Source organism: Glutamicibacter sp. 363 (assembly GCF_052379505.1).
In the GTDB taxonomy this organism is placed as follows: Bacteria; Actinomycetota; Actinomycetes; order Actinomycetales; family Micrococcaceae; genus Glutamicibacter.
Genome location: NZ_JBQSYR010000003.1, coordinates 171,663 through 183,485, shown reverse-complemented (window position 1 = coordinate 183,485; position 11,823 = coordinate 171,663). Strand labels below are relative to the sequence as shown.

Here is an 11,823-nt window from a genome sequence, read left to right as displayed (position 1 = left end):
GGGTCACCCCTATGCGTAACAGGCAAGTGCTTCTAGAAAAGCTAGGAAAATTCACGAAAGGGCACCGTGACAGAGTTGCCATCGTGTCTGGCGGGTCCGGCTTGGGAAAATCCTGGGTACTCGAGCAGATTGGTCAGCGGCTCGATGGGCAACCCCACCGGCTTATCCGTTCTAACAAACATGATTCGGCTTGGCCGCTATCAGGGTTATTCTCTTTTATTTCGGCTATTCCGCTGAAGCTTTCACCAGAGATCTCCGGACTCGTCCCTGATTCCACGGATGCTGAGGTGGACCGTTATCGAATCGCCATAGCCCTGCTTCAAGAACTCACCGAGAAAATTGAACCAGACACGGTATTCCTCATTGACGATTTGGATTTCATGGATCCCGACAGCCAAAGGATCTTAGGATTCCTTGCAAGCCGGCTTCAAGGCAACCGGGTCAGTTTCATCGCAACCACTAATTCGGCCACAGTACCTGAGCCATTCGACGTCTTCCAACGCTTTCCGCTGGAAATGATGGATTCACTGACCCTGAAACAAATCGCCATAGACGAAAGTGTCTTTGAGCTGCAGGAGTCCGTCGCCGAAATTCTCGTTTGCTTTGCTCGAGGAAACCCAGGGACTCTGCTCGAGCACCTGAGTTCCTTGTCGGAGGCACAAAAGTCGAATCAGGAACCGTTGACGCTTCCGTACCATGCACGGATAGAGTCCTCTTCCACACTGCGCGCTCTGGAAGCGCGCTTTACCGCAACGCAGATTACGGCGTTGAAATACATCGCGATTGGCCCAGTGCTGCCATTCGCCGTGGCCATAAAAATTCCTGATGTCACGGAGCATGACGTCAGCGAACTGGTCAACGCCGGTGTCGTGAGATTCAGCCAAGAATTACTCAACCTTCCCAATGCCCTCATGCGCAGCCATTTGTTTTGGGGTCTCGGCTCTATGCAACGCCGCCAGATGCATTTGCTCATTGCCGAAGCCGCAAACTCCATAGAACTCAAGCTATTTCATCAAAGCCGGGCTGACGATTCGCAGATACCCTCACACCAGCTAATCCGAGGTGCCGTCCGCCTAGTTGACGACGGCTTAATCCATGCAGCCATTGAAGTCGTTGAATGGGCCCTAACCCGCCTCGATAGTGAGCATCCAGCTCCCGAAGTCCTTCAATTCATTCAACAACTGGGACGAAGTGGACACTTAGGTATTGCCTGGCGCTATATTAAATATCTTGATGGCTTCAGTCTGGCCCCTGAGCAAAAACTCATGTTGCTGAACCATGAGGTAGAACTACGCGTTATAGAAGGCTCAATCATCCCCACTGCCAGTATCCATAGTGCGGTGGAAGAGCACCACGTCAATAACCTCGCGCTCAGCGCAAACCTCATGAGCATGAGCGCCCTTGCCCTGTGCCTCGATGGAAAGCTTGGCGAAGCACACACAGATTTGCAGCGTGCCCGGGAACTATTTTCTGCAGCTGAATCTGCGCCTAGTCCACGTTTCCAACACGCGCAAGTACTCCATGATTCGTATACCGGACATCAGGCGTCGGTGATGTCCAGCTATCAGTCGGTGATCCAGCGAAAAGCAGCAGACGTTAATGGCATTACATTCCTGACTGTCGCCTCGGCCCTCTCGACGCTCGGCTACCACGAACAGGCGCGCACCGCACTTTTGCCGGTGCTGAACGGGACCAGTACCGAGATCGTCTACCAATCCCTAGGGCTGCTCTACGAAGCCCAATTTGCTATCACTGCCCATGATGTACCGCGGGCATTACGCGCGGTAGAACGCTGGAACGCCTCACCTAGCGTGGACTTGATGCGTCCGCTGCCAAGCATCGTCAACGCGTGGTATTGGATCATGAAAGCCCGTCCCGATCAGGCTGGTCCCATCCTGGATGCCTTGCGGCCATTTGTTATAGGTCAGCTGCCCTCAATCTACTCCACACTCGTCACCGAGCTTCAAGGACTCCAAGCGCTGATGAGCGCCAGGTTTGACGAAGCAATCACGTACTTCCAGCAGGCGCAACTGGCATATGGCGAGATTGTCAGTATCCATTACGTGGAAACCTGTGTGAATCTCATCGAGGCCTTGTCCTGCGCACATCATGACCAGGAAGCGGCCAACGAATTCAGAGCGACGCAATCGTTGATGGCCAGAATAACGGGCAGGCATGCAAAGATGCTGATACTTCGCGCTCAAGCAATCGCATTGCCCGGGGATATTTCTCTTGCTCGTTTCCAAGCTCTCCTTGATACGTGGCAACCTGCCGATGGCCAACTTGAGCTCGCTAGAATCCACCACTGCTTCGGTACCCGGTTGGGAACTGCTGGCCGGCAAGAACAGAGCATCGAGCAGCTTGTCATTGCGCGCACCATCTACCGGAATATTGGGGCCTTAGGCTGGGCGCAACGCGTCGATTCCCAGCTTTCACACGTCACCGAGAGCACCTCGGAGGACACGTATTTCAAAATGCTCTCCGCCGACGAGGCTCAGGTGGTCGCCATGGTTCGCAAAGGCATGACAAATAAGGACATCGCCGAAGAATTGTTCATTACGGTCAGTGCCGTGGAGGCGCGGCTGACGCGGCTATTCCGCAAAACCGGTACGCGTAATCGGCAACAGCTTTCGGCGCATTTCACTGCACGCTCGAACTAACGCACAAGCACATTGGCAGTTGGCGCTTTGCCAGCAAGAACTTCCGCGAATCAGGTACTTGATCCACGTCAAGGACAATATTTCAGCACATAGATACGCTCGGGAGCAATGGTTGGAATCCCCTCCAACTATTGCTCCTTCTCTTTTTTGAGCGAAAGGTTCCACCATGTCCAACACGACTGCAAGCACCCACACCCTGCTCCGTGCCGAAGGCTTCTCCTGCCCCTCATGCGTATCCAAAATCGAGAAACAGGTTGGCCGACTAGAAGGCGTTGAAAAAGTTCAGGTGCACTTCGCCTCGGGCCGCGTTGAGGTAGACCACGACCCAGCCCAAACCTCCGTTGAGCAACTCATTGCCGCTGTGGACAAGGCCGGATATAAGTCCGCGGTCTCGGCCTTCTAATCTCCTGTCGATAATTCAGAAAGGTCGGTGTGCTCGTGAAAGCGCTTGGCAAATTCAGGTACGGAAACTGGTTTATTCCTGTGGTTTCCGGTCTGCTAATTCTTCTCTCCTTCGGTGTTCAGTACCTGTTTGCCGGGCAGTGGAACGCCACGCTGACGCCTCGCTGGTGGTTTGCAGCCACCGAACACTCCCACGAGACGGGCCATGTATTTACCCTGTCCAACGCGTTGATGCTTGCTGGTGGAATCGTGGCCGGCTACAAAATTAGCGTGAACGCGGTACGGGCCCTGCAGGTGAAGTTCATCAGTATTGATCTGTTGGTCTCTATCGCTGCCCTCGGCGCAGTGCTGATTGGGAACTTCTGGGAATCGGCAGCGGTGACCTTCCTTTTCTCCGTAGGCCACGCGTTGGAAGCAGGAACCATGAATAAAACCCGCGCTGCTCTCGCCGAGCTGGTCGCGGTAGTTCCTGATCAAGCCGTCGTCCTGCGCAATGGCGAACAGGTTCAGGTACCTGCCACCGAGGTGAAGATGGGCGAGACGGTACTAGTCAAAAACGGTGCCAAGATCCCCGTGGATGGGCTGGTCATCAGCGGCACCGGGGCGATTGACGAAGCCACCATCACCGGCGAATCCATCCCGGTTGAAAAGTCGGCCGCAGACCAGGTGTTCGCGGGAACTATTTCTCACGGTGGCTTCCTTCAAGTCAAGGCCACCGGCACCGGCGCTGACACCACGTTGGCACGCATCATTCACCGCGTGGAAGAAGCCCAAGATGCCAAGGCTAAAACCCAAACCTTCATTGATCGTTTTTCCAAGTGGTACACCCCGGCCGTAATGCTGCTCGCCCTGCTGGCATGGCTCATCTCTGCAGACGTGGTACTTGGACTGACGTTGCTGGTCATTGGCTGCCCAGGTGCATTAGTGATCTCTATCCCGGTGGCCATTGTGGCAGGTATAGGACGCTCGGCACGGAACGGAATCCTGATCAAGGGTGGCGAATATCTGGAGAATGCCGCAAGGATCACCGCGGTAGCCGTAGATAAGACTGGCACCCTCACCGAGGGGCGCCCTGTGCTCACCGACATCGTGGTGCTCGATCCGAAGATGGATCGTTCAGCAGTGCTTCGCTGGGCCGCCGGCGCCGAGGCAGGATCCGAGCACCCGCTAGCTGCACCGATTTTGGACACCGCCCGTGACGAAGGGGTTTCTCCCACCACTCTAGCCGAAGATGTCACCCCGGTGATTGGCAAAGGAATAGTTGCCCACGTTGAAGGACAACAGGTTCTGGTGGGCAATACCGCGCTCATGGCTCAATATGGAATTACTGAATTGGGTGCTTCGGCAGAAGTTGCTGACGAGCTCTCCGCAGCAGGAAAAACCGCCATGATTATCGCGCTGGAAGACCGTGTCATCGCAGTGATTGCAGTAGCCGACACGATTCGTGCCGAGGCTCCGGCAATGATCCGCGAATTGCACGCCATTGGGGTGAAGAAGGTCGTGATGCTCACCGGAGACTCCCGCAAGGTGGCAGAAGCTATCGCTGCGGCGACGGGAATTGATGAAATCCATGCCTCCTTACTCCCGGAAGACAAACTCGCCGCCGTCGCACAAATGCAGAGCGAAGGTCACGTTGTGGCCATGGTCGGTGACGGGGTCAATGATGCGCCGGCCTTGGCCACCGCGGACATCGGTGTGGCCATGGGTGCTGCCGGTTCGGCGGTCGCAGTGCAAACTGCGGATATCGCGCTCATGGGAGACCGGCTGCTGAAACTTCCGGAAGCAATCTGGCTGGCCCAACGCACAGTACGGATCATGCGACAGAACATCACCATTGCCTTGGGCACGGTGCTGATATTGCTCGCTGGAGTCTTTGCCGGCGGGGTGAGCATGTCGCTGGGAATGCTCGTCCACGAAGGTTCGGTGCTCATTGTCATCCTCAACGCCATGCGGCTGATGCGGGTTCGTCCCACGCAAGTTGCCGTACCTGACCAGGTCGCCACGGGAGAGGATCAAAAGAATAAGGCAGCACTTCGCTAAGCAGCAGAACAACTGCCACAGCCAGATAACTTTGGCGGTGGCAGTTGTGCGTCTTTTCATGGAGGATAAGGGCATAGCTGAGGGTAAGGAAGATCTGATGCACACCAGTATTGCTACGGAGAAATCTGCGGGAGCAAACGAGCTTTGTGTAAGCCGAGTACCGCTATTTCAATCATTGAGCTACGAGCAACAGCTAGAGGTTGCCGGGGTGGCACATGCGATTCATTTGGACCGCGCCGAGGTATTCTACTCTGCTGCCAGCAACAATTCTCAGTTGCTGGTGGTGCATACCGGGCGGGTAAAGATTTCCCGCACGAATTCCAACGGTCACGAACAAATTATCCGGGTTCTGGGTCCGGGAGATTTTTTTGGTGAGTCTGCGTTCCTGACAGGAATCAGTCCAGGGAATGATGCGACTGCGCTGGAGGACGCTCAGTTGTGCGTTTTTCGCCATGCAGACTTAGCCCAGTTGGTACAACGTCATGCAAGCATCGGATTGTGCATGCTTCAAGATGTCAGCCGCCGCTTAGGCGAAACAGAATCTCGTTTGGCTGCGGTGATTTCCGCAGATGTCAGCTCTCGCCTGGCAGATTATTTGCTGTCACTTCCGGCGGTGGCATCCGCTGAGCGAGCATTGGAAGTGGTACTCCCCCTGGCGAAGAAAGACATTGCCTCGCTGTTGGACACCACTCCTGAGTCGATTAGCCGTCAGTTGCGTTCGCTCAGTGAGGCTCGGGTCATCGTTCAAGGACGAGGAAACCGAATCACATTGCTCGATATCGATGCGTTAAGCGAACTGACCAACGCGCTATAGAGCTTCTGCGTACCAACCATAAACGGTCGGTACGCAGAAGACTGACTTAGATCTCACCAATCACAGTCTGGAGAGATCTTAAACTAGCAATTCATGTGGATAGTTCGCCTCACGGTGCTGAAATTCCAAGATGGCCGGATTCTTGATGATGCCGTCCTGAATTTCAATGGCGCTGGCAATGGTCCTATTCTCATTCCAGGCGCCAGGCCCGGCGAGCACCACGTCGAGGAATGGCAGCAATCCATCGCTGATTTCCCAACTGGCCGAGTTCCACAGGTAGGAAGGCGAATGGTCTACCGCGTAATAATTGATGTTCTTTCCCACGCTGAACATGGGATCAGCAAAGGTGGTCGGCTTAGCCCATTCGAAGCCCATCCCCTCATCGCAGGAAACATCAACGATCAGGCTTCCTGGGGCAAAGGCACCTAGTTCTTCGGTACTCAGATACATCAGCGGTGCATTGGGATCCTGCAGCGTGCAGTTGATAACCATATCGTGTTCGGCCAAGAACGGCGCCAAAGGCACCTTGCCGGATTCGGTGGTTACTTCGCCCAGATTAGGACCCTCGTCGTGTTCGAATTGCACCATGTCCACCGCGTGAATGGGCGAGGCCACCGCTGCCACAGCACGCGTGGTCAGCACCTTGATCTCATTGACACCGTGCGCCCGCAAAGCGGTCACCGCGCCGCGAGCGGTCGCGCCGAATCCAATGACCACTGCAGACAGCCGGCGCCCGTAGTCTCCGGTCACCCCGCACAGCTGCATGGAATGAAGTACCGAAGCGTAGCCGGCTAGCTCGTTGTTCTTGTGGAATACATGAAGCCCAAAGCTTCCGTCGGCACCCCAGTGGTTCATCGCTTCGAAGGCGATCAGCGTCAGCTTCTTGTCTACCGCCAGTTGGGTGAGTTTCTGATCCTGGACGCAGTGTGGCCAGCCCCAGAGGATTTGTCCTTCACGCATTTCTTCGAGGTCTGCATGCTGCGGTTTAGGCAGCAGCACGATATCTGCGGTTTTCATGATTTCGCTTCGTGAGGCAATTTTGCCTACCAGCGGTGCGAGTTGTTCGTCATCGATGCCGCAGGCCAGCCCGTATCCGGTTTCCACCATCATTCGCTTGCGGAAGCGCTCTTCGATGCGCTCAAAGTGCATCGGGTGGATCGGTAAACGCCGTTCATCGGTCTTCTGCGAAGTTGCAATGACACCCAGTGACAGGCCATTTGTCGAATCCATGCGTGGTTTTCTCTTTCTGTGTGGGACAGGCCACAACGGACCGCCCCATACAACCCACGGTACAGTGCCCTACCAAACCCCTGGCTTGGCTCGGCGGCAACGCACTGCTCGGGACGCGGGAAAACGCGAGGACTCAGGGATTGGGGCGCGGCGAGAATTCGGCCAGCTGCCAGCCCATCCACGGGCTGAAAGCCCACGGGGTGCCTTGCACGGCGGCTTCCAGCTTGTCCGGCTCGACCCACTGGTAGTCCATAACTTCCTCCGGGTTGGGCGCCAGCTCATTTTCCAGTGTGGCGATGAAGACCGGGCAGCGTTCATTCTCCACAATTCCGCTGGCGTCCACGGCCCGGTAGGCGAACTCCGCGAGCACCACCTGGGGGTCGGCAATTTGCGCACCGAGCTCATGAGCCGCATGCCGGCGCACCGCATCCACCAGTTCCTCGCCCGGCACCGGGTGGCCGCAGAAGGAGTTGGTCCAAACCCCTGGCCAGGTCAGCTTCGACAGGGCGCGGCGGGTCACCAGCAGCTGCCCCTGGGCGTTGAACAGGTAGCAGGAAAAGGCTTGGTGCAGCGCGGTGTTCTCCGTATGCACTAATTCCTTCGGGCACGAACCGATCGGTTCGCCATCCTCGGAAAGCAAGATGACGTCCATAGAATGCTGTACTTCCTTCTCTGCCAATTGGGCTACGCGAACATGGTGGTGTAAATATCAGCATAGTGAGCAGGAAGCCGCAGAGGTAATTGATCCAGAGGAATCTCTTCCACGCGGCATTCACCGCCGGGGAACTTGCATCGCTCACCGCCAGATGCGGCAGTACGTTGAGCACGTAGGGAACTGCCAGCAGGCCCGCGCCGGCCGCAGGCCAGGACAGGCCCAGCAGCAGCACCGCCCCGGCCAGAAGATAGGCGCACAGCACCAGATACAGCGTGATCCGCGCGCCGAGCACCGTGGCAATGGAGCCCAGCTCCCCGGCGCGGTCCGGGATGATGTCCTGGATGGCGCCCAGGGCATGGCTTGCCATCCCCCAAAGCAAAAACGCGCCGAAGACGCACCACTGGGTCAGGGTCAAGCCGCTGCCGGCCAGCACCCAGCCGTAGACCGCCGGGGACACAAAATGCACCGCGCTGGTCAGCGAGTCCAGCCCCGGGCGTTCCTTGAAGCGCAGCCGCGGTGCGCTGTAGGCCAGCACCATGGCCACGCTGGCCGCCAGCACCGCGTTGGACAGCGCGGTCCCGCCAAGGGCCAACACCGCGATGAACGGAAGCGAAATGATCAGGCAGGCGGAGAGGATCGTGCGGTGCGCATCCCTGGACAGCACCGCGCCCTCCACGCCACCCTTGCGCGGATTGCGCAGGTCCGACTCGTAGTCGAAGACGTCGTTGACCCCGTACATCAGCAGGTTGTACGGGAACAGGAAGAAGAGCGTTCCCAGAACCAGCAGCCAGTCGATGCGCTGCCCGGCAATCAGATAGGCCGCAGCAAAGGGGTAGGCGGTATTCACCCAGGAGATGGGGCGGGAGGTGGCGAGGATTGCGCGGATCATTTGCTGCTCCCCTGGTTTTGATGCTCTGCCGTTGGTTTCCCGCCAAGCAGCCACCACAGGGCGGGCATCAGCAGTACCGCGCACAACGGGTAGAGGAAGTCCTCAAGCGGGGCGCGTCCGATGCGCACGCCCAGCAAGGTCTGCTCGCCATAGTCGAACAGGCCCGCCGCGATCATCACGTTGTCGAAGATCGCGGTGAGCAGCACCATGATCAGCAGTCCCAGCGCCAAGACCGGAATCGCTGCGGCCGGCCTGATCCGCCGGTACAGCAGGGCCGCGATCAGGGCGAGGGCGGCGCTGGCCGTAAACCAGAAACCCAATTCAAGAAACATTTCCTGCTCCTTCCCGGGGTGGCCGCGCAGCGGCTTTCGGCCGGCGCAGCAGCGCAACCCCGTTGACCACGATCATTGTCGAATAGCACAGGAAGAACAGGAAGAACACCTCTTCGAGCGGCAGCTGCTCGGCCACCATGATCCCGGTCATCAGCGCCGAGTCCAGGTGCAGGAAGATGCCTTGGGCAATGGCGATCACGTCCCAGAGCAGAAAGAAGACCGTCCCCAGCACCAGGCTGGCCAGCGCGGCCCAGGGCTTGGCGAAAACAAAGAGCTTAAAGCGCGCGTCGAGCAGCCCCATGCAAACGATGAGCCCCAGCAAGATCAGCAGATAGGTCATTGGCCCACTCCGCACACCTGCGCCCACTGGGCTTCGTCGATGGCGCCCGGCGTGCCGATGCCGTTCACCGCTTTGGCGGCCAGCTCCCCGCTGATCAGGCACATCGGCACCCCGATCCCCGGGCGCACCGAACTGCCGGCGAAGTAGAGCCCGGCCACCTTGCTGCTCTGGTTGCCAGGGCGCAGCATCGCGCTTTGCCCCAAGGTGTGGGCCAGGCCGAGGGCGGAACCGCGGAAGGCGCCATATTGCGTGAGGAAATCCGCCGGTCCGATGCTCTGGCGCACCACCACGCGCTCGCGCAGATCCGGGATCCGTGCCCAGGCGGCCAGCTGGTCGATGGCCGCGTCCGCGACCTGCTCGACCATGAAATCCCCTTGCCCGTCGGCTCCCCCACGGCCCCACTCGGGCAGCGCCGGCGCGGGAACGAGGATGAACAGGTTCTCATGTCCTTCCGGGGCCACGCCCGGGTCCGTGGCGCTGGGTTTGCAGACGTAGATGCTCGTCTGCTCGTCAAGTTCGCGTCCTTCGTGGATCCGGGCAAAATTATCATCCCAGTCGCGGGTGAACAGCAGGTTGTGGTGCTCCAGTTCCGGGAGCTGGCCGGAGATGCCCAGGCAGAGCAGCACCGCGCTGGGCCCCGGGTCCTTGGACTTCCAGCTTTTCGCCGGGTGGCTGTGCAATTGAGGGTCCAGCAGCTCGCCTTCCAGGTGGTGCAGATCCGCGGCGCCGATGACGAAGTCCGCTTCGGTGCGCTGCAGATTGCCCGCGGCATCGACCCAGCGCACCGCTTCCACCGCCGGTCCGGGGCGCTTCGCGGTTTCGATCTTCGTCGCCGTGGCGCCCAGGTGCACAGTGGCGCCCCGGGAGATGGCCAGCTGGCCCATGGCGTCGGCGAGGCCCGCGAATCCGCCCATCGGGTATTTCACTCCGTCCACCAGATCCAGGTGGCTCATCAATTGGTACAGGGCCGGGGTGCGCCGCGGGCTGGAGCCGAGGAAAACGGCCGGGTATCCGAGGATCTGGCGCAGCTGCGGATTGGCGAACCGCTTGGCTATGTAGCCGTGCAGGTCGCTGGCCAGCAGCGGGGCCAGGCTCCGCGCATGGCGCGCGAGTCCGGGGTTGAGCAGTCCCCTCAAGGAGCGGAAGTCGTCATAGAGGAAATGCTTCAGCGCCAGCGCGTAGCTGGTGCCGGCCTGGGCCAGGTATTTATCCAGCGCCGCGGCGGATCCGGGCTCCAGCTCCTCGAAGAGCTCCCGGACCGCGTCGCCGGTACCCATGTCCACCGGCGCGGCGCCGTCTTCGAAGAAGGTCCGGTAGCCCACCGGCAGCTCGCGCAGCTCCAGATGCTCTTCCACGCCCGTGCCCATCAAGTTGAACCAATGCTCGAAGACCTCGGGCATCAGATACCACGAGGGTCCGGTGTCAAAGCGGAAACCCTCCCGGTGCAGGCGGCCGGAACGTCCGCCGAGGGTGGGGTGCTGCTCGAGCACGGTCACCTGGTGCCCGCTGGCGGCCAGCAGTCCGGCGCTGGCCAGCCCGGAGAACCCGGCGCCGATCACCACGACGCGGGAGGGAGAAGTGCTCATTTAGTGCTCCAAGAAATAGTGCCGAGCATGGTCCTGGCCGCGATCAGGGCCTTGCGCGGGGTTGAGACGGAGATCCGCCGGGTGAGCAGCTCGCTGGCCGCGGTGCGTTCGAGCTGCCGGTTCAGTTCGGCGAACAGATCGTGTGCCATGCGCACCGCGCGTGCCGCGCCGGGCGGAAGCAGTGAGATGCCGCGCTCGGCGATGGCAAGGTCGGCGTAGATCTCGGCCACCAGCGCGGATTTCTGCGCTTCGGAGAAACCCTGGGCCGGGGTGCCCGGGAAATAGCTGCGTCCCAGCTGCTGGCTGTCTGCGGCCAGATCGCGCAGGAAGTTCACCTTCTGGAAGGCCGCGCCCAGGCTCCGGGCTGCGGCGGTGGCCTCCGGGGTGCGGCTTCGCTGGCTTCCGGGCATGGCGCGGAACACCTGCAGGCACATCAGCCCCACCACCTCGGCCGACCCGTAGATGTACTGCTCCAGGGATTGGGCGTCGTGGGTGCTGCGCAGCAAATCCGCGCGCATGGAGGCGAAGAACGGGCGGGTCAGCTCCGTGCCGATGCCGGTGGCCCGGGCGGTTGCGGAAAATGCGTGCACCAGCAGGTTGGTGCTGTATCCGCTGCCCAGCCCCTGCTCGGTTTCCGCTTCGAGCGCGTCCAGCGCGGCGGCGACCTGCCGGGCATCCAGCCCGGCTTCGCGGGCTACCCCGTCGACCACCTCGTCGGCCAGCCGCACCAGGGCGTAGATGTTGGCGATATGCCTGGCCGTGGCCCGGTCCAGCATTTTGCAGGCCAGCGAGAACGAGGTCGAGTAGGAGCCGATCACCACGCGGGCGCTGCGCTGGGCGGTGTCCGCGTAGCGTTGCAGATCTGTGGGTTCCAT

General features: G+C 59.6%; 10 protein-coding genes and 1 pseudogene. 4 read left to right on the top strand and 7 right to left on the bottom strand.

The genetic code is table 11. The features are described 5' to 3' along the window. The first annotated feature begins 26 nt into the window (after positions 1-26). From ACT3UA_RS03395 to ACT3UA_RS03380, 4 genes are all read left to right on the top strand, one after another. Positions 27-2,660 carry a helix-turn-helix transcriptional regulator gene (locus ACT3UA_RS03395; protein WP_444615522.1) on the top strand — a complete coding sequence of 878 codons (2,634 nt, stop codon included), beginning with the start codon at positions 27-29 and terminating at the stop codon, positions 2,658-2,660. 166 nt (positions 2,661-2,826) lie between these two features. Then, positions 2,827-3,063, top strand: coding sequence for a heavy-metal-associated domain-containing protein (locus ACT3UA_RS03390; RefSeq protein WP_188687147.1), 237 nt, complete (start codon positions 2,827-2,829; stop codon positions 3,061-3,063). A gap of 35 nt (positions 3,064-3,098) precedes the next feature. Next, positions 3,099-5,102: a heavy metal translocating P-type ATPase gene (locus ACT3UA_RS03385; protein ID WP_444615523.1), complete on the top strand. Its 2,004-nt coding sequence runs from the start codon at positions 3,099-3,101 to the stop codon at positions 5,100-5,102. A gap of 97 nt (positions 5,103-5,199) precedes the next feature. After that, entirely contained in the window at positions 5,200-5,916 is a 717-nt protein-coding gene (locus ACT3UA_RS03380; protein WP_444615520.1) for a Crp/Fnr family transcriptional regulator, read from the top strand. A gap of 78 nt (positions 5,917-5,994) precedes the next feature. On the opposite strand, the gene ACT3UA_RS03375 is transcribed toward ACT3UA_RS03380, so the two are convergent. The 7 genes and pseudogenes from ACT3UA_RS03375 to ACT3UA_RS03345 form a co-directional block, all read right to left on the bottom strand. After that, on the bottom strand, positions 5,995-7,146 hold the full coding sequence (locus ACT3UA_RS03375) for a N(5)-(carboxyethyl)ornithine synthase (protein WP_444615519.1): 1,152 nt from the start codon (positions 7,144-7,146) through the stop codon (positions 5,995-5,997). A 133-nt stretch (positions 7,147-7,279) separates the two neighbouring features. Continuing rightward, complete coding sequence (idi, locus tag ACT3UA_RS03370; protein WP_096288625.1) at positions 7,280-7,798, bottom strand: isopentenyl-diphosphate Delta-isomerase; 519 nt, start codon at positions 7,796-7,798, stop codon at positions 7,280-7,282. A gap of 112 nt (positions 7,799-7,910) precedes the next feature. Next, positions 7,911-8,690 (bottom strand): annotated as a pseudogene (locus ACT3UA_RS03365) (prenyltransferase); the annotation flags it as partial. Then, entirely contained in the window at positions 8,687-9,022 is a 336-nt protein-coding gene (locus tag ACT3UA_RS03360) for a lycopene cyclase domain-containing protein (protein WP_444615518.1), read from the bottom strand. The gene ACT3UA_RS03360 and the pseudogene ACT3UA_RS03365, both read right to left, overlap by 4 nt. Next, positions 9,012-9,362 (bottom strand): lycopene cyclase domain-containing protein, encoded by a 351-nt coding sequence (locus ACT3UA_RS03355; RefSeq protein WP_096288619.1) that lies wholly within the window; start codon positions 9,360-9,362, stop codon positions 9,012-9,014. The genes ACT3UA_RS03360 and ACT3UA_RS03355 overlap by 11 nt, the downstream gene beginning before the upstream one ends. Continuing rightward, positions 9,359-10,948 carry a phytoene desaturase family protein gene (gene crtI / locus ACT3UA_RS03350; protein WP_096288617.1) on the bottom strand — a complete coding sequence of 530 codons (1,590 nt, stop codon included), beginning with the start codon at positions 10,946-10,948 and terminating at the stop codon, positions 9,359-9,361. The genes ACT3UA_RS03355 and crtI overlap by 4 nt, the downstream gene beginning before the upstream one ends. Beyond that, positions 10,945-11,823 carry a phytoene/squalene synthase family protein gene (locus tag ACT3UA_RS03345; RefSeq protein WP_096288615.1) on the bottom strand — a complete coding sequence of 293 codons (879 nt, stop codon included), beginning with the start codon at positions 11,821-11,823 and terminating at the stop codon, positions 10,945-10,947. Before ACT3UA_RS03345 ends, crtI begins: the two co-directional genes overlap by 4 nt.